Below are 24,907 nucleotides of genomic sequence, written 5' to 3' on the forward strand. Positions count from 1 at the left end.
GCATTTTTGACCCGGGCCGTTTTGCGCCCGTCGCCGCCTAAAACAGGCGCACGCGTAATTGCGAATGTCGCAAGGTATCGCGGTCGTGGCAAACTCTCTACAATGAATCTCAACTTGCCATGAAAGCCAGCCTCCAACTCCGCCTATCGCAGCATCTTGCGCTGACGCCGCAACTGCAGCAGTCCATCCGGCTGCTTCAGCTGTCTACGCTCGAATTGCAGCAAGAAGTCGCAATGGCGATCTCGCAGAATCCGCTCCTCGAAAACGAGGACGACTGGATCGCGAGCCCGTTGCGCGTAGCGGCCGACGGCTCGCTGATCGCGCAGGCGCCCAACTCTTCCGCGCCGCCGGACCAGATGGGCGGCAATACGTCGTCCTCGTCCAGCAGCGAGCGCGCCGAGAACGGCGAGCCGCAGGGCGTCGACGAATACAACGGCCTCGCGGGCGACGGCAATGGCGACGCGTCGCAATGGAATCTCGACGACTACGGCCGCTCCGGCAACGCCTCGGACGACGACGATCTGCCGCCGCTGCAAATCCATGAATCGAGCACCTCGCTGCGCGACCACCTGATGGCGCAATTGCGCGTCACCCAGGCGGGCCAGCGCGACCGGGCGCTGATCACCTTTCTGATCGAATCGCTCGACGACGACGGCTACCTGGCCGCCACGCTCGAAGAAGTGCTGGCCGATCTGCCCGAAGAACTCGAAGTCGACCTCGACGAAATGAACGCCGCGCTTGCGCTGCTGCATAGCTTCGACCCGGCCGGGGTCGGTGCGCGCTCCGCGTCGGAATGTCTCAAGCTGCAATTGCTGCGACTCGATGCCTCACCTACGCGCACGCTCGCGCTGGACATCGTCGCCCACCATCTGGAACTGCTGGCGGCGCGCGATTTCACGCGTCTGCGCAAGCATCTGAAGGCCAACGACGACGATCTGCGCGATGCGCACGTACTGATCCGCTCGCTCGAACCGTTCCCCGGCGCCGCCTATGGCAAGGCCGAAGCGGACTATGTCGTGCCGGACATCATGGTGCGCAAAACAGCACAGGGCTGGCAGGCCGAGCTGAATCCGGAAGTGGTGCCGAAGCTGCGTATTAACCATCTGTACGCGAATATTCTGCGCAATAACCGGGGCGATCCGGGCAGCGGTTCGTTGCGCCAGCAACTGCAGGAAGCGCGCTGGCTGATCAAAAATATCCAGCAGCGTTTCGAGACGATTCTGCGCGTGGCGCAGGCAATTGTGGAACGTCAGAAGAGCTTTTTTGTCCACGGCGAAATTGCCATGCGCCCCTTGGTTTTGCGGGAAATTGCTGATACGCTGGGCCTACACGAGTCAACTGTCTCGCGTGTGACAACCGGTAAATACATGCTGACCCCATTCGGGACGCTTGAATTTAAGTACTTCTTCGGATCACACGTTTCGACTGACACGGGCGGCGCGGCGTCTTCAACGGCGATCCGCGCGCTCATCAAGCAACTGATAGGAGCGGAAAACCCGAAATCTCCTCTTTCGGACAGTCGCATAGCCGAACTGCTGGCAGAACAGGGCTTCGTGGTCGCACGGCGCACCGTTGCGAAATACCGTGAAGCGCTCAAGATTCCGGCAGTCAACCTGCGCAAGTCTCTGTAGCCCGTCGCCTTCCGTGGCGGGCATTTACCGGCCGCTCCGCAGTTGGCGGACAGGCCGGCCGATGCGACCTGCCAGAAGTCAGTCACCGGGGGACGACTCAGGCAAGCCGACAGATCGACCGGACCTTCGTCATCGTGCGGACCAAGCGGCCATTAGCTTGGAGAAGCACTATGAATCTGCAGATCAGTGGACACCACCTCGAAGTAACGCCTGCGTTGCGCGAATACGTGATCACCAAACTGGATAGGGTGCTAAGACATTTCGATCAGGTCATCGACGGCAGTGTGGTCCTCTCGGTCGACAACCACAAGGAAAAGGAAAAGCGTCAAAAGGTTGAAATCAACCTGCATCTCAAGGGCAAGGACATCTTTGTCGAGAGCTGTGACAGCGACCTGTACGCTGCGATCGATCTGATGATCGACAAGCTTGACCGGCAAGTCATTCGCCATAAGGATCGTCTGCAAGGCCATGCGCATGAGGCGATCAAGTATCAACCGGCGCCGCTGCTAGACGTGCCGCCGCAATAAGGGAAACGCGAAGGCGTTCTTCACTTCCCTTAGCCAGCGAAACCGCCCGGAACCGGGCGGTTTTTTGTTTCCGCAGCCGCTTCTCGCGCGGCGTCGCAGCATCTACCTACGCTTCAAAAGAACTCAATACGCATTGATGGCGCGCCGCACCATCCGTGGCTACCCTGTTCTATAATGTTCCGGTTACCATCGGGGTCAGGTAAGCTCAAGCGGAAATCGGTGTGCCGGAGTCCTGCGCTTTCGGACTCCAACGCATGTCGCCGTGAGCATCAAACGAATGGAACGCCACTCAAACGCCCCAGCGAGGAGAACCCAGGCCACGTTTTCGCCTGTCAACATGAATCGTTTAGCCAAATTTCTTCCCCTCGAGAACGTCGTCGTCGGACTATCGGTCACCAGCAAGAAACGTGTGTTCGAGCAAGCGGGCCTGATCTTCGAGAACCAGAACGGCATCGCCCGTAGCACGGTCACTGACAATCTGTTCGCGCGCGAGCGCCTCGGATCGACTGGCCTTGGTGAAGGTGTGGCGATTCCGCATGGCCGGATCAAAGGCTTGAAGCAGCCGCTCGCCGCGTTCGTCCGTCTTGCCGAACCCATTCCCTTCGAATCGCCCGACGGTCAGCCGGTCTCGCTGCTCATCTTCCTGCTCGTGCCCGAACAGGCCACTCAACAGCACCTCGAAATCCTTTCGGAAATCGCGCAGTTGCTGTCCGATCGCGAGGCCCGCGAGCGCCTGCATACGGAAGAAGACCGCGAATCATTGCATCGCCTGCTCACTCAGTGGCAACCTTGATGCATCGGCGGTTATCCGCACGCCGGTGATCCGCCCACGTGCGGATACCGTCTGACAAGGTAAGCGGCCCGCGCTAGCGCGGCCGTTGCTTTGTCCGGCAAGCGGCCCACACTGGAGTCACTGACTCATGGATACGTCCAGCATCAACGCCCAAAGCATTTTCGACGATAACGCCGCCATGCTGAAGCTCAGCTGGCTGACGGGGCATGAAGGCTGGGAGCGCGGCTTTTCTTCGGAATCGGTCGCCAATGCCACGTCGAGCGCCGACCTCGTCGGCCACTTGAACCTGATCCACCCGAACCGGATCCAGGTGCTCGGCGACGCCGAAATCGACTACTACAAGCGCCAAACCGACGAAGACCGCTCGCGCCACATGGCCGAGCTGATCGCGTTGGAACCACCGTTTCTGGTGGTGGCGGGCGGCGTCGCCGCGCCGCCGGAGCTGGTCCTGCGCTGCACGCGTTCATCCACGCCGCTATTCACCACGCCGATGTCCGCCGCCGCGGTGATCGACAGCCTGCGCCTCTACATGTCGCGCATTCTCGCGCCGCGCGCCACGCTGCACGGCGTGTTTCTCGACATCCTCGGCATGGGCGTGCTGCTTACCGGCGACTCGGGCCTCGGCAAGAGCGAACTCGGGCTGGAACTGATCAGCCGCGGCCACGGCCTCGTTGCCGATGACGCTGTCGATTTCGTGCGCCTCGGTCCCGACTTCGTCGAAGGGCGCTGCCCGCCGCTGCTGCAAAACCTGCTGGAAGTGCGCGGCCTCGGCCTGCTCGACATCAAGACTATTTTCGGTGAAACCGCGGTGCGCCGGAAAATGAAGCTCAAGCTGATCGTGCAGCTGGTCCGCCGTCCCGATGGCGAATTCCAGCGCCTGCCGCTGGAAAGTCAGACAGTCGACGTACTCGGCCTGCCGATCAGCAAGGTCACGATTCAGGTGGCGGCCGGCCGAAATCTCGCCGTGCTGGTCGAGGCCGCCGTGCGCAACACGATTCTGCAACTGCGCGGCATCGACACGCTGCGCGACTTCATGGATCGTCAGCGCCTCGCCATGCAAGACCCCGACAGCCAGTTTCCCGGCAAACTGATCTGAGTCCGCAAGACCATGCCGTATCCGCAGCCGACGGCAGGCCGCGGGTACGCGCAGGAGGACCAGATGCTATGATGAACTGTACGGTTTTCACGACTCCATGCGCATAATCCTGATCACCGGTATATCCGGCTCCGGCAAATCAGTTGCCCTGAACGCGCTTGAAGACGCAGGCTATTACTGCGTCGACAACTTGCCGCCGCGCTTCCTGCCGCAACTGGCTTCCTATCTCGCCGAGGACGGGCAAGACCACCTCGCGGTCGCGATCGACGCGCGCTCGAGCGCCTCGCTCGACGAAATGCCCGCCATGATCCGTGACCTCTCGCGTGCCCACGACGTACGCGTGCTGTTCCTGAACGCGAGCACGCAGTCGCTGATTCAGCGCTTCTCCGAAACGCGCCGGCGCCATCCGCTGTCCGGCTCCACTTCGCACGACGCCGACGTCGGCCTGCTCACCTCGCTCGCCGAAGCGATCGAACGCGAACGTGAACTCGTGGCGGGCCTGGCCGAATTCGGCCATCAGATCGACACCAGCAATCTGCGCGCGAACGTGCTGCGCGCGTGGGTCAAACGCTTCATCGAGCAGAAAGATTCGGGACTCGTGCTGATGTTCGAGTCGTTCGGTTTCAAGCGCGGCGTGCCGCTCGACGCGGATTTCGTGTTCGACGTCCGCACCTTGCCGAACCCGTACTACGATCATGAATTGAGGCCGCTCACGGGCCTCGACAAACCGGTGATCGATTTTCTCGATGCGCTGCCGGTCGTGCATGAAATGATCGACGACATCGAGAAATTTCTCGTTAAATGGCTCCCGCATTTCCGCGACGACAACCGCAGTTACCTGACGGTCGCAATCGGTTGCACGGGCGGCCAGCACCGCTCGGTGTTCATTGCCGAGACGCTCGCCGCGCGTCTCGCATCGTCGGCGAATGTCATTGTGCGGCACCGCGATGCGCCGGTCGAAGCCGGCGAATCATCGAAGTTAGTGGCTTAACCGGCCGCATCGCGCGGCCTCAACTCGAAGCGTTGCGCCATGTCTTCTACTTCTACTGTGCTTGCCGATGTGCCGCTGTTTCCGCTGCATACGGTGCTGTTTCCCGATGGACTGCTGCCGCTGAAGATTTTCGAAGCGCGCTACCTCGACATGGCGCGCGACTGCCTGCGTGAAAAAACGCCGTTCGGCGTGTGCCTGCTGAAAAGCGGCGCGGAAGTGGCGCGTGCAGAAGAGCCTTCGGTGCCCGAAGCAATCGGCTGTCTCGCTGAAATCGACGAGTGCGATGTCGAAGCCTTCGGCATGCTGCTGATTCGCGCGCGCGGCACGCGGCGTTTTCGTCTGCTGTCGCATCGCGTCGAATCGAGCGGTTTGCTGGTCGGCATGGCGGAGCCGCTCGGCGAGGACATGCCGCTCGAAGGCAACGAGCAATTGGCCAAATTCGGCGCATGCGCGGAAGTGCTCGAACGGATCATCGCGACGATTCGCGAGCGCGATCCGGACAGCCTGCCGTTCGCGGAACCGTTCAGGCTCGAAGATCCGTCATGGGTGTCGAATCGTCTTGCCGAAGTGCTGCCGATCGCGCTGCGTGCTCGCCAGAAACTGATGGAATTGCAGGACGCCGGCGCGCGAATCGACGTGGTTCATCACTACATGCAGCAGCATCAACTGCTTTAAAGGCGGAAGCCCGCGCTGTTATCGGATTGATCAGATCAGCGAGCCCTGCAACCCGTCCAGCAGTTTGCGCACCGGCGCGGGCACTCCGAACGAATCGAGATCGCTGAGCGCGACCCATGCGGTGTCGGCGTCGCCCAGCGCGGCCAAAGCACCGACTCCACGATCCAGTTCCGCAAGCCGCGGCTCGATATCCAGTTTGAAATGCGTGAACACATGCGTGAGCGGCGCGAGCGGCGAGACCGCACCGTCGCCGCCGAAAGCGCGCGCACGCTCGGCGAGCGCGGCTTCGTCGGCAGCTTCGGGAAGGCTCCATAAGCCGCCCCAAATGCCCGACGGCGGGCGCTTCTCCAACATCACCGCGTTGCCGTCGCGCAGCACCAGCATCCATGTGCGGCGCGTCGGCACGGTCTTTTTCGGACGCGCCGTGGGCAGCACGCGCTGACGTCCGGTCACGTTGGCGACGCAGTCGGCGGCGAACGGGCAGCGCAGGCAGTCCGGCTTGCCGCGCACGCACAGCGTCGCGCCGAGATCCATCAGGCCTTGCGTGTACGCGCTGACATCGGCATCCGATGCATTCGACGGAAGCAGCGATTCCGCCAGCGTCCACATCGCGTTCTCGACTTTCTTTTCGCCGGGAAAACCTTCGACGCCGAAAACGCGCGCCAGCACACGCTTCACGTTGCCGTCGAGAATCGTCGCGCGCGCCCCGAACGCGAAGGACGCGATCGCCGCCGCCGTCGAGCGGCCGATGCCCGGCAATTCCGCCAGTTCCTCGACCGATGCCGGAAACGCGCCACCATGCTGCTCGATCACGACTTGCGCACAGCGATGCAGATTGCGGGCTCGCGTGTAATAGCCAAGGCCGGCCCACAACGCCATCACATCGTCAGACGGCGCGGCGGCGAGCGCGGCAACGGTCGGAAAACGCGCGAGAAATTTCGCGTAGTACGGAATCACCGTCGACACCTGCGTCTGCTGCAGCATGATTTCCGACAGCCAGATGCGATACGGATCGCGCGTGTTCTGCCACGGCAAATCATGCCGGCCATGCTGACGCTGCCACGCGATCAGTCGCGCGGAAAAATCAGACATGACTGGAAAAGCAGCCGCTTGCGGCGCGGCGGACGAAGTGGAACGCGGAGTTAAGCGAGAAGGCATCGACGATTTAGCGCTGGCAGGTGGGACAGAAATACGTTGAACGCTGCCCTTGCACGATCTGTTTGATCGGCGTTCCACACACGCGGCATGGCAGTCCGGCGCGATCATAGACGAAATAGTCGAGCTGGAAGTAACCGCTTTCGCCGTTGCTGCCGACGAAGTCGCGCAAAGTGCTGCCGCCCTTCTCGATAGCGGCGGCGAGCGTCACGCGCACGGCGTCCGCCAACAGCTCGTAGCGCACGAGCGAGACGCGTCCCGCCGCGGTGGTCGGCCGGATGCCGGCGCGAAACAGGCTCTCCGATGCGTAGATATTGCCCACGCCCACCACGATTTCACCCGCCAGCAGCGCCTGCTTCACCGAGACTTTGCGCCCGCGCGTGAGCCGGTGCATCAGCGCGCCGGAGAACGCGGGCGAAAACGGTTCGACGCCGAGACTCGCGAGCAGCGGATGCTCGAGCACGTCGCCGGCTTCGCGCGGATGCCACAGCACCGCGCCGAAGCGCCGCGGGTCGCGATAGCGCAAAATGAACTCGTCGAAGATCCAGTCGATGTGATCGTGTTTCGCCGCGGCCGGCGGATGCGGCACGTGGCGCAGCACCCGCAGCGTCCCAGTCATGCCAAGATGCACGATGAACCAGCCCGCGTCGATCTCGAACAACAGATACTTGCCGCGCCGCTCGACCTTGCGCACCACGTGGCCGCGCAAGGTTTTCGCAAGGTCGGCCGGAATCGGCCAGCGCAATGCGGGCGTACGCACATCCACGCGCTCAACCTTGCGCCCGGACACATACGGTTCGATTCCCCGTCGGGTAACCTCAACTTCTGGCAACTCTGGCATGTCTAACTGGTCTGCAACTTGCGTGAGTGGTTGTGCGCGTATTGTAGCGAGCGCGTTACAATCGTCCGAAACATTGAACGGATTTCCATGAACTTGTCCTTCGTGAAGCTGTTTTTGAAGCGCCCGGCTAGCGCATTCCGCGTACCGCACGCCGTGTCCGCTCGCCGGATGCTCGGTGCGGCGGCGCTCGCGGTCTGGGCGCTGGCTGCGGTGCCCGCCCACGCGCAGGACCCCTCGCCGGACTCGGACGACACCTCTGTCACCATGCCGGACCCGCTCGGCCCGGCCTCGGCGGAAGACCAGAAGTCCCTCCCCGGCGTGGCGCTGACGAGCCAGATCGTATTCCAGGTGCTCGCCGCCGAAGTCGCGCTGCAGCGCGACCAGCCGGCGCCCGCCTATCAGACCTATCTTGCGCTCGCGCGCGACACGCACGATCCGCGCATGGCGCAGCGCGCGACCGAGATCGCGCTGGCCGCGCAGAGCCCCTCCGACGCTTTGGCCGCCGCGCAATTGTGGCAGCAGTATGCGCCGAACTCGGAACGCGCCGCGCAACTCGACGCATCGCTGCTCGTGTTGTCCGGCAAACCTGACGACGCGGCGCCGATCCTCGCGCGCGAACTCGCGCGGGTGCCCGCCGACAATCGCGGCAGCGCGATTCTGGCGCTGCAGTTGCTGCTCTCGCGTGGCCCGAACCGGATCGGCGGCCTGCACGTGCTGCAGGATCTGCTCAAGAACGACATGAACCGGCCGGAAGCGCAACTGGCGATTGCACGTCAGCAACTCGTATCGGACGACGCGCCGGGCGCGCGTAAATCGCTCGAACAGGCACTCGCGCTCAAGCCCGACTATTTGCCGGCAGCGCTGACGCTGGCGCAAATGGGCCCGGAAGAGCGCAAGGAAGGCATCGCTTCGCTCGAAAAGTACGTGCAGCAGAATCCGAAATCGCATGACGCGCGTCTCGCGCTCGCGCAGATGTATCTCGCGAGCGACCGTCTGGACGACGCGCAGAAGCAGTTCGAGATCATGCACAAGAACAACGCGAACGAGTTGACGCCACTCATGGCGCTCGCGCTGATCAAGATCCAGCAAAAGAATTTCAACGAGGCGCAAGCCTACCTGACCCAGTACGCGCAGCAAGCCGAAAAAACGCCGGGCGCCGATCCGGGCCAGGCGTATATCTACCTTGCACAACTGTCTCTCGAACAGAAGAACGACGCGGCCGCGAGCGACTGGCTGAACAAGATCTCGCCGTCGAGCCAGCAGTATGTGCCGGCGCAGATCACGCGCGCGCAATTGCTCGCCAAGCAGGGCAAGACCGACGACGCACGCAGGCTGCTGGCTAACCTGCCGGCGCCGGACCCGCGCGACCAGGCGCTGATCATGCGCACCGACGCGGCGATCCTGTTCGACGCGAAGCGCTACCCGGAGGCGGAGACACGTCTGCAGCAAGCCACGGCGCAATTTCCCGACGACCCCGATCTGACCTACGACTACGCGATGTCCGCTGAAAAAACCGGCCATTACGACGTCATGGAAGCGCAGTTGCGCAAGCTGATCCAGACGCAGCCCGACAACCCCCAAGCGTACAACGCGCTCGGCTACTCGCTGGCTGATCGCAATCAGCGCCTCGCCGAAGCGGACAAGCTGGTCGAGAAGGCATCCTCATTGGCGCCGAACGACGCGTTCATCATGGACAGCGTCGGCTGGGTCAAATACCGGATGGGCGATACCTCCGACGCAATCAAGCTGCTGCGCAAGGCGTACGACATGCAGCCGAACGCCGAAATCGGCGCGCACCTCGGCGAAGTATTGTGGAAAACCGGTAATCAGGATCAGGCACGCGCCGCTTTCCGCGATGCGCGCAAGCTCGAACCGGACAACGACACGCTTGTCAAAACGCTCCAACGTCTTCAGGTGAACGATCTTTGATGCGTCTTTCCCGTCTGATTTCTTTTCCCCGGGCACCGCGTGGCGCGGCGCTCGCTTTCACTGCGGCAGCGGTGGTCGCCTTGGCTGGTTGTGCATCGGTCAAACCGCAAGGGCCGTCCACGTCGAATGCCGCGACCTCCGTCACCGCGCAGACGAGCCGTGCTTACCAGGGCCGTTTCGCGGTTCAGTACAACGATCAGAACGGCCAGCAGCGCAACGCTTACGGCAACTTCACCTGGCAGGAAACCGGCGACACCGTGACCCTGCAGTTGCGCAACCCGCTCGGCCAGACGCTGGCGGTGGTGACGTCGTCGCCGGCTTCGGCAACGCTGGAGCTGCCGAATCGCCAGCCGCTCACCGCGGATAACGTCTCTACGCTGATGCAGAATGCGCTCGGCTTCGCGTTGCCGGTCGAAGGGCTGCGCTATTGGCTGCAACCGTCGCCGGCGCCCACTTCGCGCGCCAGGACCGAGAAGGATCCCGAGCAACCGTCGCGGCTGAAGCAGATCACACAGGACGGCTGGACGATCGACTATCTGGCTTATGCCGACGCGCCGGCAACCGGCGTGAAGCGAGTCAACCTGAGTCGCTCGGAACCGCCGCTCGACATCAAGCTCGTGCTGGACCAGTAACCCGCGCCGCCAAGCTCACTTTTTCGCACGCGACCTTGCCGCTCCTTCGGCGCCATCTGGCGCATGTAGCCTCGACTCATGATTGAAACGACCGATTCGCTGCGCGATTGCCTCGCTCCAGCGAAACTCAACCTCTTCCTGCACATTACCGGTCGCCGGCCGGATGGCTATCACACGCTGCAAACGGTCTTCCAGTTGCTCGACTGGGGCGACACGCTGCACTTCACGCGACGTGACGACGGACTCATCACGCGCAGCACCGAAATCGCCGACGTGCCGCCGGAACACGACCTGACCGTGCGCGCCGCGACACTGCTCAAAACGCATACGGGCTCGCCTGAGGGCGTCGATATCGAAATCGACAAGCGTCTGCCGATGGGCGCCGGCCTTGGCGGCGGCAGCTCTGATGCTGCGACGACGCTGCTTGCGCTGAATCGTTTGTGGAAGCTCAATCTGCCGCGCCTCGAATTGCAGGCGCTGGCTTTGAAACTTGGCGCCGATGTGCCGTTTTTTGTTTTCGGAAAAAATGCGTTCGCCCAGGGTGTCGGAGAAGCTTTAGACGTTGTACAATTGCCGCCGCGCCATTTCCTAGTAGTGACGCCGAGGGTTCATGTTCCGACTGCAGCGATTTTTTCTGAAAAAGCGTTGACAAGAGATTCAAAACCCCTCACAATTACGGACTTTCCTGCAGAACTTAGCTGCAACACTGAATGGCCAGAAAGTTTCGGCCGCAATGACATGCAGCAGGTTGTCGTAGGAAAATACGCGGAAGTAGCGCAAGTGTTGCGATGGTTTGAAAACGTCGCGCCAGCGCGGATGTCTGGATCAGGTGCAAGTGTTTTTGCCGCATTTCGTAGTAAAGCTGAAGCAGAAGCGGTGCAAGCCAAACTGCCAGCCGAATGGAATAGCGCAGTGACTGCAAGTCTCGATCAGCATCCACTCTTTACTTTCGCGTCATAAGTTTTGCATCGTCGAACGCTCCTCGTTCGGTGAGGCTCAAAGTTAGTGTAGGGGAGTCGCCAAGTTGGTTAAGGCACCGGATTTTGATTCCGGCATTCGAAGGTTCGACTCCTTCCTCCCCTGCCAAAAATTCTCGCATTTCCCTCGCCCCCAGCCTGAAGTAGGTGCACGATGAGCAGCCATGACGGCCTGATGGTTTTTACTGGCAACGCAAATCCCGCGCTTGCACAGGAAGTCGTCAAAATCCTCGGTATTCCCCTCGGCAAAGCAATGGTTAGCCGTTTCTCGGACGGTGAAATCCAAGTCGAGATTCAGGAAAACGTGCGTGGCAAGGATGTCTTCGTCCTGCAGTCCACGTGCGCACCGGCGAACGACAATCTGATGGAACTGATGATCATGGTCGATGCGCTCAAGCGCGCATCCGCCGGCCGGATCACCGCAGCCATCCCCTACTTCGGTTATGCCCGTCAGGATCGTCGCCCGCGTTCCGCGCGCGTCGCCATCTCGGCAAAGATCGTGGCGAACATGCTGGAAATCGCCGGCGTCGAGCGGATCATTACCATGGATCTGCACGCCGACCAGATTCAAGGCTTCTTCGACATTCCAGTCGACAACATCTACGCTACGCCCGTGCTGCTCGGCGATCTGCGCAAGCAGAACTACGAGAACCTGCTGGTCGTTTCGCCGGACGTCGGCGGCGTGGTGCGGGCCCGGGCTTTGGCCAAGCAACTGAATTGCGATCTCGCGATCATCGACAAACGCCGCCCGAAGGCGAACGTTGCCGAAGTGATGAACATCATCGGTGAAGTCGAAGGCCGTACCTGCGTGATCATGGACGACATGGTCGACACCGCCGGCACGCTCTGCAAGGCAGCACAAGTTTTGAAGGAACGTGGCGCGAAGCAGGTGTTCGCGTACGCTACGCACCCGGTGCTATCCGGTGGCGCGGGCGAGCGTATCGCCGCTTCCGCACTCGACGCACTCGTTGTCACGGACACGATCCCGCTCGGTGACGAAGCCCGCTCGTGCGCGAAGATCCGTTCGCTGACCAGTGCCGGCCTGCTTGCCGAAACGTTCTCGCGCATTCGCCGCGGCGATTCGGTGATGTCGCTGTTCGCTGAAAGTTAAGTATTTGCGAAGGCGCGCCGCGCCGCTTTACGCGGCACACTGCGCTTTTGCACAATCGGCATGAACGAACGAAGGTTCGTGCCGCAGCTCTGGGGCCTCAGCCATCTGGCTTGGAGGCCCCGTTTTTACTGCCTGGTCGCGGGCAGTGCATTGGAGATTCAAAATGAAAGTAGTCGCTTTCGAGCGTTCTTTGCAAGGTACGGGTGCGAGCCGCCGCCTGCGTAACTCGGGCAAGACCCCGGGCATCGTATATGGCGCTGGTGCTGAAACGCAATTGGTCGAACTGGACCACAACGCGCTGTGGCACGCGCTGAAGAAAGAAGTTTTCCACTCGTCGATTCTCGATCTGGAAGTGGCAGGCAAGTCGCAACAGGTTCTGCTGCGCGACGTGCAATACCACCCGTTCCGTCAGCTCGTGCTGCACGTGGACTTCCAACGTGTCGACGCGAAGAAGAAGCTGCACACCAAGGTGCCGCTGCACTTCATGAACCAGGAATCGAACCCGGCAGTGAAGCTGTCGAGCGCGGTGATCTCGCACGTCATCAACGAAATCGAAATCGAGTGCCTGCCGTCGGCACTGCCGGAATTCCTCGAAGTTGATCTGGCGACGATCGAAGCAGGTCACTCGGTCCACGCTAAAGACATCAAGCTGCCGGCAGGTGTGTCGCTGGTTGCTCACGTCGAAGCAGAAAACCCGGTGGTCGCTGCTGCAACGATCCCGGCTGGCGCAATCGCTGAAGGCGACGCCGCTGCTGCTGCAGGCGAAGGCGAAACGCCGGCTGCTTAAGGGCGCCTCAGGCAAAGAGCAAGAAATCCTCTCGATCCGTTTCAATGAAACGGTCGATGTGACCCGCCGAGGTTCGCCCCGGCGGGTTTTTTTTCGGTTTTTTTCGGCCCGGCTGCGTTCAGCTCCCAGGCCAGACGGACCTACGCAAACATGATCAAGCTGATCGTCGGCCTCGGCAATCCGGGCGCCGAATACACCGCGACGCGCCACAACGCCGGCTTCTGGCTGGTCGATCAACTGGCGCGCGAAGCAGGCACCACGTTGCGCGACGAGCGGCGTTTCCACGGCTTCTATGCCAAAGCGCGGCTTCACGGCGAGGAAGTCCATCTGCTGGAACCGCAGACGTATATGAACCGCTCGGGCCAATCGGTCGTGGCAGTTGCGCAGTTCTTCAAGATTCTCCCCGACGAAATCCTGGTCGCGCACGACGAGCTCGACATGCCGCCCGGCAGCGTCAAGCTGAAGCTCGGCGGCGGCAGCGGCGGCCACAACGGGCTGAAGGACATCACCGCGCATCTGTCGTCGCAGCAATATTGGCGGCTGCGGATCGGCATCGGCCATCCGCGGGACCTGATTCCAGAGAGCGCGCGCGCCGGCGCCAAGCCCGACGTCGCCAACTACGTGCTGAAAGCGCCGCGCCGGGAAGAGCAGGACGTGATCGATGCGTCGATCGAGCGCGGGCTCGCCGTCATGCCGCAAATCATCAAGGGCGAGCTGGAACGCGCGATGATGCAACTGCATCGCAATCCGTAGACTGTCTAGCTCGAACCCAGGTTGCCGGAACGCTATTGACGGCAATTATCTTGTTGGGAGGAGAATCGCTTGAGCCGCTATTGGAGTGACATCGTTCACCGTCTAACGCCGTATGTGCCGGGCGAACAGCCCGTGGTCGCGCATCCGGTCAAGCTGAATACCAACGAGAATCCGTATCCACCGTCGCCGCGAGTGCTCGAGGCGATCCGGCAGGAACTGGGCGACGCGGCCGATTCGCTGCGGCGCTACCCCGATCCGACGGCGCAAAAACTCCGCGAAACGGTTGCCGCGTACCACGGCATTCGCGCGGAACAGGTGTTTGCCGGCAACGGCTCGGACGAAGTGCTGGCACTCACTTTCCAGGCCTTGCTCAAGCACGAGAAACCTTTACTGTTTCCAGACATCACGTACAGCTTCTATCCGACGTACGCGCGACTTTTCGAGGTCGACTACCGGACCGTCCCGCTCGACGACAGCTTTGCGATCAACGTCGACGACTACAAGTCGCCGAATGGCGGAATCCTGTTCCCGAATCCGAATGCGCCGACCGGCCGGCCGCTGCCGCTCGCCGATATCGAGCGCCTGGTGGTGAGCAATCCCGATTCCGTCGTGGTGATCGACGAAGCCTACGTGGATTTCGGCGCCGAATCGGCCATCTGTCTGATCGACCGCTATCCGAATCTGCTGGTCGTTCAAACCGTGTCGAAGTCGCGTTCGCTGGCAGGAATGCGCGTCGGCTTTGCGTTCGGCAACCCGGAGTTGATCGGCGCGCTGAACCGTGTGAAGGACAGCTTCAATTCGTATCCGCTGGACCGTCTCGCGCAGGTCGCCGCCGTGGCGGCGTACGAAGACGACGCGTGGTTTCGCGACACCTGCGCCAAAGTCATGGCGAGCCGCGAGCGATTGGCCGCGGGGCTGACGGCATTGGGCTTCAAGGTGGTGCCGTCGGCGGCGAATCTGCTGTTCGCTCGCCATGAGGGCTACGACGCCGCAACGCTCGTACTGCGACTGAGGGAAAAGGAGATTTTCGTGCGCCATTTCAAAGCGCCGCGCATCGACCAGCATCTGCGAATCTCGGTCGGCACCGACGCCGAATGCGACATTCTGCTGGACGCGTTGCGCGAGATCTTCAGCGCGTACGTGGGATAGGACCGCGCAAAAGCGTCACTGCCCCAAAAAAACGGCGAGGCCCAAAAGCCTCGCCGTTTTTTTAGATTTCGTACCTCAGGCGCCCTTCGCGGCCTGCAGCGCGTGGTACTTGGCCATCAAGCCATCAGGCGTCTCCAGATGGTCGGGGTCGCGCGGAATACACTCGACCGGGCACACCTGAATACACTGCGGCTCGTCGAAATGCCCAACGCACTCGGTACATTTCTTCGGGTCGATTACATAGATTTCCGGGCCCATCGAGATTGCGTCGTTCGGGCACTCGGGCTCGCATACGTCGCAATTGATGCACTCGTCGGTAATCATCAAGGCCATACTTCTCTCACTTCACGCCGGCCGCAGCCGGCTTTTATCCGTCGAACCGACAGTTTACGCCGGTTACGGTTGTCCCGCCGACGCGCCGCTCGCCGGATCCATCGCGGCGACCTTTTCCGTCAACCATTTCTCGACCGACGGGAACACGAACTTGCTGACATCGCCGCCGAGTTGCGCGATTTCACGCACGATCGTGCCCGAGATGAATTGGTACTGATCGGACGGCGTCATGAACATGGTTTCGACGTCGGGCAGCAAATAGCGATTCATGCCGGCCATCTGGAACTCATATTCGAAGTCCGACACGGCCCGCAGGCCGCGTACGATCACGCGCGCGTTGTTGGTGCGCACGAAATCCTTCAATAGCCCCTTGAAGCTCATCACCTGAACGTTCGGGTAGTGCCCGAGCACTTCGTGAGCGATGTCGAGGCGCTCTTCGAGCGTGAAAAATGGCTTCTTGTTGCGGCTGTCGGCAACGCCGACCACCAGCGTGTCGAAAATGCTCGACGCGCGCCGAACGAGGTCTTCGTGACCGCGCGTCAGCGGGTCGAACGTGCCCGGGTACACGGCGACTACCATGAGACTTCTCCTCTCTTCAGACAAAGGGGCACGTCAAAGCGTCCACGCGACGCATTTGGCACCGACCGCACACGTGACGGCAAACCGCCCGGCGCTTGTTTTGGAACGCGCATTATTCCTTATTTTCGCGCTGCAGCAAATGAAAGTGGACAGCGCCCGCTTTACCTTGCCGCACGATTTCCCAACCAGCGAGTGCCTCGTTCCCAGCGAGTTCGAGCGCCTCGCCCGCTTCCACATATAGAAATCCGTCAGCGCTCACGAGCGGCGCCGCCAGCGTCAGCGCCTTGCCGAGCAGATCGTCGCCAAACGGCGGATCGAGAAAAACGACGTCGAACGAACCGGGCGCGAGGCTCGCGGCAAGACGCAAACCGTCTGCTTCAGCGATTTCGATCGTGCGCGCCGACAGGCGTTCCTGGTTCGAGCGCAACTGGCCGGCGGCGCGCGCATTGCGCTCCACCATCAGGACCCGTGCCGCGCCGCGCGACGCCGCCTCGAAGCCCAGCGCGCCGCTGCCGGCGAACAGATCGAGGCAGCGCTGGCCATCCAGGTCCTGGCCGAGCCAGTTGAACAGCGTCTCGCGCACGCGATCGGGCGTGGGGCGCAGGCCGTCGAGATCGAGCACGGGCAAAGGCGTGCGCTTCCAGTCGCCGCCGATGATACGAATGGCGTGCGGCTTGCCGCCTTTGGACGAAGCGCCATGGGCGCGTGAAGGTGCGGAACGGGGCATGCAGTTTCGATCAGTTATTGAAGCGCCCGCGACGACGAAATTGCGGGCCGGAGCGCCAACGTTACCACAGCGACGCCCCGCGTCTAGCCTGGCCGTTCGGCCGATACGACGGCCGGCGGCGCGCCTGATAAAATGTGCGGCTTCCAGCGCCTTGCATCCCGCATCGCAACGCTGCCTGCCGCTCCCACCGGTCTTGTGCCGGCTGCGCGCATCGGCGCGCGCTCTCACCACGCCAGATCATGTTCAGCTTTTTCAAACGATTCAAGGGTTCGAAAGAGTCCGATAACGCGCCAGAAGAGTCGCAAACCGCGCAAGAGGATTCGACGGGCGCAGCCGCCGCCGTGCAGGCGCCTGCGCCCGTCGTGCCGGCCGCGCCGCGCCCGGCTGCGGCTCCGGTTCGCGTCGACACGCCGCCCGTAGCCGCTCCGTCAGCAATCGATCCTGAACCCGAGCCTGAAACATTCGCGCTCGAGGAAACCGTCGAAGTCGTCCCGCCGCCGCTGCCGGACGCGGGCGCGAAGCGTTCGTGGCTGACGCGTTTGAAGACCGGCTTGTCGAAGACGAGTTCGAACCTGACCGGCATTTTCGTCGGCACGAAGATCGACGAAGACCTATACGAAGAGCTCGAAACCGCGCTGCTGATGTCGGACGCGGGCGTCGATGCCACAGAATTCCTGCTCGAAGCGCTGCGCGAAAAAGTGCGCGCCGAACGCCTCGTCGATCCGCAGCAGGTCAAAACCGCGCTGCGCACGTTGCTGGTCGACCTGCTCAAGCCGCTGGAAAAATCGCTCATGCTCGGCCGCGCGCAGCCGCTCGTGATGATGATCGCCGGCGTCAACGGCGCGGGCAAAACCACCAGCATCGGCAAGCTCGCGAAGCATCTGCAGAGTTTCGATCAATCCGTGCTGCTGGCCGCGGGCGACACGTTCCGCGCCGCCGCGCGCGAGCAACTGGCCATCTGGGGTCAACGCAACAACGTGACCGTGGTCTCGCAGGAAAGCGGCGACCCGGCAGCGGTGATCTTCGATGCGGTCGGCGCCGCGCGTGCGCGCAAAATCGACGTGATGATGGCGGACACGGCCGGCCGCCTGCCGACCCAGCTGCATCTCATGGAAGAACTACGCAAGGTAAAGCGCGTGATCGGCAAGGCGCAAGACGGCGCGCCGCATGAGGTGCTGCTGGTGATCGACGCCAACACCGGCCAGAACGCGCTCGCGCAGGTCAAGGCGTTCGACGACGCGCTCGGCCTCACCGGCCTGATCGTCACCAAACTCGACGGCACGGCGAAGGGCGGCATTCTCGCCGCGATCGCAAGGCAGCGTCCGATTCCGGTGTATTTCATCGGCGTCGGCGAGAAAGTCGAAGATTTGCAGCCGTTCAGCGCGGAAGAGTTTTCCGACGCGTTGCTCGGCGGATGAGCGCCACGGCTTCGCGGCTTAAGCCTCGGGCTTAGGCAGCAAAAAGGGCACTCCTCGGAGTGCCCTTTTTTCATCCCGGCTGCCGGACGATCGCGAATTACTCAGCGTCCGGCTGCGCGCCCGGCGCCGCGCGCACAAACGCGTCGAGTTGCATCGCATGATCGTAGATGCGCTGGATCGTCGGAAACTTCGCTGTGTCGACCTTGAAGCGCTGCGCGTTGAACACCTGCGGAATCAGACAGGTGTCCGCAATGGTCGGCGTATCGCCGAAACACAGCTTGCCGGTGCGTGAATCGCCCGCCAGATGCGTTTCGAACGTCGCGAAACCGGCTTCCACCCAGTGCCGGTACCAGGCGTCCTTGGCATAATCGTCGACGCCCAGTGTGTGCTTCAGATACTTCAGCACGCGCAGGTTGTTCAGCGGGTGAATCTCACACGCCACCTGCAACGCCAGCGCCCGCACATACGCGCGATCGGCCGGCGCCTTCGGCAAAAGCGCCGGCTCGGGATGCATCTCCTCCAGATACTCGATGATCGCGAGCGACTGCGGCATCACGTCATTGCCGTCGACGAAGGTCGGCACGATCCCGTCCGCGTTCACCTTGCGGTATTCAGGCTTCAACTGCTCGCCACCGTCGCGCACAAGATGCACCGGCACGTAGTCGTACGGCAGATTTTTCACGTTCAGCGCAATGCGCACGCGATAAGACGCCGAGCTGCGAAAATAGCTGTAGAGCTTCATGTTGTCTGTCTCCCCCAACCGGCCGTCAGACGACGCGCACGTTGAGCTCGCCGAGCCCGTCCACGCCACCCTTCATCAGATCGCCCCGCACCACTGCGCCGACGCCTTCCGGCGTGCCGGTGAAGATCAGGTCGCCGGGTTGCAGCTCGAACAGCGTCGACAGATAAGCGATCGTCTCGGCCACCGACCAGATCAGTTGCGACACGTCCGAGCTTTGCTTTTCCTCGCCGTTCACCGACAACCAGATCGCGCCCTTGTCGACATGGCCGACCGTCGCCGCCGGATGAATCGGGCCGAGCGGCGCCGAGTGGTCGAAGCCCTTCGCGGTATCCCAGGGACGGCCCAGCTTTTTGGCTTCGGCCTGCAGATCGCGGCGCGTCATGTCGAGACCGAGCGCGTAACCGTACACGTGGTCGAGCGCGCTCTCGACCGGAATGTTCTTGCCGCCCTTGCCGATCGCCGCCACCATTTCCATCTCGAAGTGGACGTTTTTCGACAGCGACGGATACGGAAACTCGCCGGTGGCGCCGGGCGCGACGTACAGCACGGCATCGGCGGGCTTGGCGAAGAAGAACGGCGGTTCGCGGTCGGGATCGTGGCCCATCTCGCGCGCGTGCGCCTCGTAGTTACGGCCAACACAGTAGATGCGACGCACCGCGAACTGCTCGCTGGACCCCACGACCGGCACCGCGACCACCGGTGCGGGTGCAAATACGTAACTCATCCCGTTCTCCGTTATTTGATGTGTGCCGTCAGCGCGGCGATAAAACGTCGAGTGTAACGCGCGACAAAGCGCCACGCGCACCAGTTCGGCATGGACCGGCAAGGCCGGCGCCGCGGGCGCGGGGTCTCGCGGGATCGCCATAGATGCGATACTCACAATCAACAGCGTCCCTTGAATTCCGTGGCCAACCGCTTTGAAGCGGCACGCCGACACGTCCCACTGCGCCCGATGACCGACTCCGCCGATACCCCCAATCCCTTCCCCTGCGCCCGCTTCATCAAGGAAATCGGCCGCGGCCCGAACGGCGCCCGCGCGCTGACCGCCGACGATACGCGCACGCTCTACACCGCCATGCTCGACGGCCGCGTGGCCGAACTGGAACTCGGCGCGGTCCTGCTCGCGTACCGCGTGAAGGGCGAAACCGCCGACGAGCTCGCCGCGATGCTGGCCGGCGCGCACGCGTCGTTCGAGCCGGTTCATCTGCCGCACGGAACGTTCCGGCCGGTGTCCATACCGAGCTACAACGGCGCGCGCAAGCAGCCAAACCTGGTGCCGCTGCTCGCCCTGCTGCTGGCGCGCGAAGGCGTACCGGTGCTGGTGCACGGTGTCACCGAAGATCCGGGCCGCGTGACGAGCGCGGAAATCTTCACGCATCTGCAGATTCCGCACGCGCGATCGCACGCCGATATCGAAGACGGTCTCGCTGAGCACCGCCTTGCGTTCGCTCCAATTGAAGTGCTCGCGCCAAAGCTCGCACGCCTGCTTGCACTGCGCCGGCGCATGGGCGTGCGCAACTCGACGCACACGCTGGTGAAAATCCTGCAGCCGTTCGCGCCCGCCGGTTTGCGCCTCGTGAACTATACGCACCCGCCGTATCGCGACAGCCTGACGCAACTGTTCAGCACGCATCCGGACGCGGCCGCCGGCGGCGCATTGCTTGCACGCGGCACCGAGGGCGAAGCGGTGGCCGATACGCGGCGTCAGGTGCAGGTCGACTGGTTGCACGACGGTGTCTGTGAAACACGCGTGCCGCACGAGCGCTCCTCACCCGATGCGCCTGAAGTGGATTTGCCCGAAGCCAAAGACGCGCCTACGACGGCCGCCTGGATCAGCGCCGTATTGCGTGGTGAAGCGCCGGTGCCGAGCGCGATCGAACGGCAGGTCGAACTGATCGTGGACGTCGCAAGAATGCCCGTGTAACGGCCACGGCGCAGGCGCTGCGGCGCGCTTGCCGTCGCTCGCCGCGACCCGCGCGGGTTGACACGCCGCGACGCGGCGTCATACATTAGACCCATGCGTTCCCTTCCGAACACCCTCCGAATTACCTCCGGCCGCCTAGCGCGGCCCCTATCGCTACGTCTAGCGTAAGTCAGGCGTAGCGCCGCGCGTTTGGCAGCTCAGGTTGCTCAAAGCGCGGTCTCTCCAGCAGTTCCGCTGTTCCCGTTGCACCCCCAAAGCGTAGTTCTTCACAACCTGTAGTCGTTTGCATTCGTCCGTTTACCGCGCGGACGAAGCGCGAGGATCAAATGCACGCCGCATGGGCTTTATCCACGTCCGTTTTCGCCGTCACGGTGACGCCGTTCGTTCGCGCCCGTTCGTTGTTGCCGCTAGCCACCGGCTGGCGGACCGTGCATCCGTGGCAGTCCGCCAACCGCTCCTGGCCACACCTTTCGCAGACGACACAACGAACGAGGCTCACCATGTTGCAAAACCCCGCTGAGAAATACCGCCCCTTCCCCGCCGTACGTCTGACCGGCCGCAAATGGCCGAGCCGCACGATCGACCAGGCGCCGGTCTGGATGAGCACCGACCTGCGCGACGGCAATCAGGCGCTGATCGAGCCAATGAACGCCGCGCAAAAGCTCGAGTTCTTCGAGATGCTGGTCGCGATCGGTTTCAAGGAGATCGAGGTCGGCTATCCGTCGGCGTCGCAAACGGATTTCGATTTCGTCCGCAAGCTGATCGAGGAAAAGCGCATTCCCGACGACGTAACCATCGAGGTGTTCATGCCGTCGCGAGCGGAACTGATTGCGCGCACGTTCGAGGTGCTGGAAGGCGCGCCGCGCGCCATCGTGCACTTATACAACGCGATCTGCCCGTCGTTCCGGCGGATCGTGTTCAATCAGTCGAAGGCCGAGATCAAGGCGCTGGCCGTGCAAGGCACGCAAATCATCAAGGAGCATGCGCAGGCGCGGCCCGGCACGCACTGGACTTTCCAGTACTCGCCGGAAACGTTCAATACCACCGAACTGCCGTTTGCACGTGAGGTGTGCGACGCGGTCGTGCAGACGTGGCGGCCCACGCGCGATCACAAAATGATCGTCAACCTGCCCGCGAGCGTGGAAGCGGCGACACCGAACGTTTTCGCCGATCAGATCGAATGGATGCATCGCAATCTCGGTTATCGCGACAGCATCGTGCTGTCGGTGCATCCGCATAACGATCGCGGCACTGCGGTGGCCGCCGCGGAACTGGCGCTGCTGGCGGGCGCGGACCGCGTCGAAGGTTGCCTGTTCGGCAACGGCGAGCGCACCGGCAACGTCGATCTCGTCGCGCTGGCGATGAATCTGGCTGCGCAAGGCGTCGATACGGGGCTCGATTTCTCGGATATGGAGGCGGTCCGGTGCGTGGTGGAGCGCTGCAATCAGTTGCCGGTGCATCCGCGGCATCCGTATGCGGGCGAGGCGGCGATGCAGGCGACGAACGCGGAGCGACAAGGCGTCGCGGCGCAAGAGCCCATAGCGGCCGAATTTGGCGCGGCGGATCGTTGCGAATGGAGCGGTGTGGATCAGGAGAGCGTCGCTGCCTGAGAATCAGGCCGAGATAACGCAAAACCGACGCAAACACGACGGACAAGCGCGCTACCCGTGCGCTTGCGTCAACCGGAGCGGTCCGCTCACAAGGCGCGGCCGGCCCGGACAGCGCGAGCTCAAAAGGCTCACTCGATTGCGCAACGCGTGGCCTGCCACGCAATCAGGCGCCAACGGCCGTCTTCCAGCGTATGAATCGCCGTGTACGCGATCGGAAACAGCAGCGCTCCGTTGTTCGCCTCCATTTCGATCAGCGCGCGCCCGGTCACCACGCAGGTCTCGCGCCCGACCGGCAGCACCTCTTGCGACTGGATCTCGATCTGCCGATAGCGGCGGCGGCCAGCGGTAATCCCATCGATAAACTGCCGTTTCGTCTCCCGTTTGCCGTTCGTGTGAACGTAGCTCACGTTGTCCGCGAGCAGGGCATCGAGCGATGGCCCGTCGCCGTCGACCATCGCACGAAAGCGCTCTCGCTCGAGTTCGCGAACCGCTTCGATTATCTTTGCCGCCATCGCTCAGCCCCTCGCACCGGTGAGCCGACGTGGCCACGGTTGTCAGAAGTTGTATTGCAGATATAGCTGGTGGAAATTTATACCAGGATTCGGCTCTTTGATACCGCCATTGGAAACATGCTGGAAGCGGTAGCCCGCCTGGTACTGCTGGTGGCTGCCGAACTGCATGCCCACGCCGGCCATGTCGGCGAACTGGAACGCAGTGCCCAGTGTGAAGGTCGAAGAAATCCGGGGACTCGACAGCAACCGGATGCCCGCGCCCAGTTCGGCATATGGGCGGATCGAGCCCGATCCCTTGATGAAGCGGATAATCGGCGTCACGCCGACTTCGCCGATGTTGTCGTGCACGTTACCTTCATTGGTGTGCCACCAGGCCACGTGCGCTTCGCCGATCAGCGAGAAATGCCAGTCGCCGATCTGCCACCAGGTTAGATCCGGATCCCAGACGAATGCGAGATCCAGCTTCTTGACGTGGCGATCGCCGAGACCACCGGCCACCTGTACGCCGAACTGGTCCGCCGAAGCCCATCCCGAAGTTGCCACCAGCACGGCGCCAACGGTGATTTTTAGCGCCAGACCACGCAAAGTATTCTTTTTGTTGTTCATCTAACACCCGAGTTCCGTCGAACGTTGAACAATCTGTAACTGTTTTGCGTATTCTAAGGTCAATCTCCATTTGATGGATCGTATGAAGAAAGCTGACTTTCCGCAATTAGTCACTTCAAAATTGGCAAAAGTAGGGAATTTATGGCGATGAAGGGGATTCGTCAGGTAAATGGTACGCATCCCTTGAAAATACCGAGGGAGGCGTCTAATGGCTATTGAAACGTGAATTTCAATAGGAATTTACGGAACTCGGATGCCCCTACGTCCTCTAAGTATTAGCACTCGGCAAATCAGAGTGCTAACATCCAACGCTGGAGTCGTTACCTGAATACGCTTTTGTCTGATTCCAAAGGAGTTTCCTACGTGAGCCATGCAATGACCCTTCCGAGTACTTTGAGCCCGTCGTCGGCTAAGGCCGCTTCGGCAGGTGCACTGGCGCTCTCGCATTCCTCGCTGCTGCCCGGTCAACTGGGCAATATCGACGCCTACATCCAGGCCGTTAATCGGATTCCGATGCTGACGCCGGCGGAAGAACGCCAGTTCGCCACCGAATTTCGCGAGCAGGACAACCTCGAGTCCGCGCGCCGTCTCGTGCTGTCGCATTTGCGGCTGGTCGTGTCGATCGCGCGCAACTATCTGGGTTATGGACTGCCGCACGCCGACCTGATCCAGGAAGGCAACATCGGCCTGATGAAGGCCGTGAAGCGCTTCGATCCGGAGCAGAACGTGCGCCTCGTGTCGTACGCCATGCACTGGATCAAGGCTGAGATCCACGAATACATTCTGCGCAACTGGCGGATGGTGAAGGTCGCCACCACCAAGGCGCAGCGCAAGCTGTTCTTCAATCTGCGCAGCCATAAGCAAGGGCTGGGCGCGTTCACGCCGGACCAGATCGACGATCTGGCCAAAGAGTTGAACGTGAAGCGCGAAGAAGTCTCCGAAATGGAAACGCGCCTCTCCGGTGGCGACATCGCGCTGGAAGGTCAGGTCGAAGACGGTGAAGAAGCGTACGCGCCGATCGCCTATCTGGCCGACTCGCATAGCGAACCGACTGCCGTGCTGGCTTCGCGTCAGCGCGACAAGCTGCAAAGCGACGGTATCGCGAGCGCGCTGGACGCACTTGATGCCCGCAGCCGCCGCATCATCGAGGCACGCTGGCTGAAGGTGGAAGACGACGGTTCGGGCGGCTCCACGCTGCACGAACTGGCCGACGAGTTCGGCGTATCCGCCGAACGTATTCGCCAGATCGAGGCGAGCGCAATGAAGAAGATGCGCGGTGCGCTCACCGAATACGCGTAACACTTGAAGATTGTCGGCATGCCGGTTCGCGCGGCAGCAAAGCCGCCAAAACCCGCCCTCGCAAGACGGCGGGTTTTTTTTCGCCCACGCCGCGGCGTTTTTACGCACAC

25 protein-coding genes, 1 tRNA gene and 1 pseudogene are annotated in these 24,907 nt (G+C 62.2%); 18 read left to right on the plus strand and 9 right to left on the minus strand.

Annotated elements, in window-relative coordinates; translation table 11 throughout:
- Positions 1–119 precede the first annotated feature (119 nt).
- From B0G75_RS06150 to B0G75_RS06175, 6 genes are all read left to right on the plus strand, one after another.
- Positions 120–1,631: an RNA polymerase factor sigma-54 gene (locus B0G75_RS06150; protein ID WP_106302082.1), complete on the plus strand. Its 1,512-nt coding sequence runs from the start codon at positions 120–122 to the stop codon at positions 1,629–1,631.
- Positions 1,632–1,801: 170 nt separating this feature from the next.
- Positions 1,802–2,158, plus strand: coding sequence for a ribosome hibernation-promoting factor, HPF/YfiA family (gene hpf / locus B0G75_RS06155; RefSeq protein ID WP_073429416.1), 357 nt, complete (start codon positions 1,802–1,804; stop codon positions 2,156–2,158).
- A gap of 277 nt (positions 2,159–2,435) precedes the next feature.
- On the plus strand, positions 2,436–2,951 hold the full coding sequence (locus tag B0G75_RS06160; RefSeq protein ID WP_012431657.1) for a PTS sugar transporter subunit IIA: 516 nt from the start codon (positions 2,436–2,438) through the stop codon (positions 2,949–2,951).
- A 127-nt stretch (positions 2,952–3,078) separates the two neighbouring features.
- Complete coding sequence (gene hprK / locus B0G75_RS06165) at positions 3,079–4,047, plus strand: HPr(Ser) kinase/phosphatase (protein WP_012431656.1); 969 nt, start codon at positions 3,079–3,081, stop codon at positions 4,045–4,047.
- A gap of 97 nt (positions 4,048–4,144) precedes the next feature.
- Positions 4,145–5,038, plus strand: coding sequence for an RNase adapter RapZ (rapZ, locus tag B0G75_RS06170; RefSeq protein WP_106302085.1), 894 nt, complete (start codon positions 4,145–4,147; stop codon positions 5,036–5,038).
- Between the two features lie 39 nt (positions 5,039–5,077).
- Positions 5,078–5,713 carry an LON peptidase substrate-binding domain-containing protein gene (locus B0G75_RS06175; RefSeq protein WP_012431654.1) on the plus strand — a complete coding sequence of 212 codons (636 nt, stop codon included), beginning with the start codon at positions 5,078–5,080 and terminating at the stop codon, positions 5,711–5,713.
- A gap of 30 nt (positions 5,714–5,743) precedes the next feature.
- Here B0G75_RS06175 and mutY read toward each other — a convergent pair whose 3' ends face one another.
- Positions 5,744–6,871, minus strand: a complete 1,128-nt coding sequence (gene mutY, locus B0G75_RS06180; protein ID WP_181309184.1) for an A/G-specific adenine glycosylase — start codon at positions 6,869–6,871, stop codon at positions 5,744–5,746.
- Positions 6,872–6,878: 7 nt separating this feature from the next.
- On the minus strand, positions 6,879–7,709 hold the full coding sequence (gene mutM, locus B0G75_RS06185; protein ID WP_012431652.1) for a bifunctional DNA-formamidopyrimidine glycosylase/DNA-(apurinic or apyrimidinic site) lyase: 831 nt from the start codon (positions 7,707–7,709) through the stop codon (positions 6,879–6,881).
- A gap of 87 nt (positions 7,710–7,796) precedes the next feature.
- On the opposite strand from mutM, the gene B0G75_RS06190 reads away from it, so the two are divergent.
- The 8 genes from B0G75_RS06190 to hisC all read left to right on the plus strand — a co-directional run bounded on the left by B0G75_RS06190 (position 7,797) and on the right by hisC (position 15,047).
- Entirely contained in the window at positions 7,797–9,638 is a 1,842-nt protein-coding gene (locus B0G75_RS06190) for a tetratricopeptide repeat protein (RefSeq protein WP_106302091.1), read from the plus strand.
- Positions 9,638–10,270, plus strand: a complete 633-nt coding sequence (gene lolB / locus B0G75_RS06195) for a lipoprotein insertase outer membrane protein LolB (protein ID WP_106302093.1) — start codon at positions 9,638–9,640, stop codon at positions 10,268–10,270. The genes B0G75_RS06190 and lolB overlap by 1 nt, the downstream gene beginning before the upstream one ends.
- A 78-nt stretch (positions 10,271–10,348) precedes the next feature.
- On the plus strand, positions 10,349–11,230 hold the full coding sequence (gene ispE / locus B0G75_RS06200) for a 4-(cytidine 5'-diphospho)-2-C-methyl-D-erythritol kinase (RefSeq protein WP_106302097.1): 882 nt from the start codon (positions 10,349–10,351) through the stop codon (positions 11,228–11,230).
- Positions 11,231–11,279: 49 nt separating this feature from the next.
- Positions 11,280–11,356 (plus strand) — tRNA-Gln (locus tag B0G75_RS06205).
- Positions 11,357–11,401: 45 nt separating this feature from the next.
- Positions 11,402–12,358, plus strand: coding sequence for a ribose-phosphate pyrophosphokinase (locus B0G75_RS06210; RefSeq protein WP_012431648.1), 957 nt, complete (start codon positions 11,402–11,404; stop codon positions 12,356–12,358).
- A gap of 163 nt (positions 12,359–12,521) precedes the next feature.
- Positions 12,522–13,145 (plus strand): 50S ribosomal protein L25/general stress protein Ctc, encoded by a 624-nt coding sequence (locus B0G75_RS06215; protein WP_106302100.1) that lies wholly within the window; start codon positions 12,522–12,524, stop codon positions 13,143–13,145.
- Positions 13,146–13,295: 150 nt separating this feature from the next.
- A complete protein-coding gene (gene pth / locus B0G75_RS06220; RefSeq protein ID WP_106302103.1) occupies positions 13,296–13,898 on the plus strand; it encodes an aminoacyl-tRNA hydrolase in 603 nt (200 codons plus the stop codon).
- A 69-nt stretch (positions 13,899–13,967) separates the two neighbouring features.
- A complete protein-coding gene (hisC, locus tag B0G75_RS06225; protein ID WP_106302106.1) occupies positions 13,968–15,047 on the plus strand; it encodes a histidinol-phosphate transaminase in 1,080 nt (359 codons plus the stop codon).
- 75 nt (positions 15,048–15,122) lie between these two features.
- Here the strand turns inward: hisC and B0G75_RS06230 are convergent, their stop codons facing one another.
- From B0G75_RS06230 to rsmD, 3 genes are all read right to left on the minus strand, one after another.
- Entirely contained in the window at positions 15,123–15,380 is a 258-nt protein-coding gene (locus B0G75_RS06230) for a YfhL family 4Fe-4S dicluster ferredoxin (RefSeq protein ID WP_012431644.1), read from the minus strand.
- 63 nt (positions 15,381–15,443) lie between these two features.
- Entirely contained in the window at positions 15,444–15,959 is a 516-nt protein-coding gene (gene coaD, locus B0G75_RS06235) for a pantetheine-phosphate adenylyltransferase (RefSeq protein ID WP_012431643.1), read from the minus strand.
- Positions 15,960–16,071: 112 nt separating this feature from the next.
- A complete protein-coding gene (gene rsmD / locus B0G75_RS06240) occupies positions 16,072–16,686 on the minus strand; it encodes a 16S rRNA (guanine(966)-N(2))-methyltransferase RsmD (RefSeq protein WP_106302111.1) in 615 nt (204 codons plus the stop codon).
- A gap of 239 nt (positions 16,687–16,925) precedes the next feature.
- Between rsmD and ftsY the strand changes: the two genes are divergently transcribed.
- Positions 16,926–18,104 carry a signal recognition particle-docking protein FtsY gene (ftsY, locus tag B0G75_RS06245; RefSeq protein WP_106302114.1) on the plus strand — a complete coding sequence of 393 codons (1,179 nt, stop codon included), beginning with the start codon at positions 16,926–16,928 and terminating at the stop codon, positions 18,102–18,104.
- Between the two features lie 97 nt (positions 18,105–18,201).
- On the opposite strand, the gene maiA is transcribed toward ftsY, so the two are convergent.
- Both maiA and B0G75_RS06255 read right to left on the minus strand, forming a co-directional pair.
- Positions 18,202–18,846: a maleylacetoacetate isomerase gene (gene maiA / locus B0G75_RS06250; protein WP_106302117.1), complete on the minus strand. Its 645-nt coding sequence runs from the start codon at positions 18,844–18,846 to the stop codon at positions 18,202–18,204.
- Between the two features lie 25 nt (positions 18,847–18,871).
- Positions 18,872–19,570, minus strand: a complete 699-nt coding sequence (locus tag B0G75_RS06255) for a fumarylacetoacetate hydrolase family protein (protein WP_106302120.1) — start codon at positions 19,568–19,570, stop codon at positions 18,872–18,874.
- Between the two features lie 228 nt (positions 19,571–19,798).
- On the opposite strand from B0G75_RS06255, the gene ybiB reads away from it, so the two are divergent.
- Together ybiB and B0G75_RS06265 are read left to right on the plus strand one after the other, a co-directional pair.
- On the plus strand, positions 19,799–20,770 hold the full coding sequence (gene ybiB / locus B0G75_RS06260; RefSeq protein ID WP_106302123.1) for a DNA-binding protein YbiB: 972 nt from the start codon (positions 19,799–19,801) through the stop codon (positions 20,768–20,770).
- A 500-nt stretch (positions 20,771–21,270) separates the two neighbouring features.
- Positions 21,271–22,314: pseudogene (locus B0G75_RS06265) on the plus strand (2-isopropylmalate synthase); the annotation flags it as partial.
- A 194-nt stretch (positions 22,315–22,508) separates the two neighbouring features.
- On the opposite strand, the gene B0G75_RS06270 reads toward B0G75_RS06265, so the two are convergent.
- Complete coding sequence (locus tag B0G75_RS06270; RefSeq protein WP_106302129.1) at positions 22,509–22,892, minus strand: nuclear transport factor 2 family protein; 384 nt, start codon at positions 22,890–22,892, stop codon at positions 22,509–22,511.
- A 42-nt stretch (positions 22,893–22,934) separates the two neighbouring features.
- A complete protein-coding gene (locus B0G75_RS06275) occupies positions 22,935–23,498 on the minus strand; it encodes an acyloxyacyl hydrolase (protein WP_106302132.1) in 564 nt (187 codons plus the stop codon).
- 363 nt (positions 23,499–23,861) lie between these two features.
- Between B0G75_RS06275 and rpoH the strand changes: the two genes are divergently transcribed.
- Positions 23,862–24,797 carry an RNA polymerase sigma factor RpoH gene (rpoH, locus tag B0G75_RS06280; RefSeq protein ID WP_106282149.1) on the plus strand — a complete coding sequence of 312 codons (936 nt, stop codon included), beginning with the start codon at positions 23,862–23,864 and terminating at the stop codon, positions 24,795–24,797.
- Positions 24,798–24,907: the final 110 nt, after the last annotated feature.

It is taken from the genome of Paraburkholderia sp. BL18I3N2 (genome assembly GCF_003001875.1).
Classification (GTDB): domain Bacteria; phylum Pseudomonadota; class Gammaproteobacteria; order Burkholderiales; family Burkholderiaceae; genus Paraburkholderia; species Paraburkholderia phytofirmans.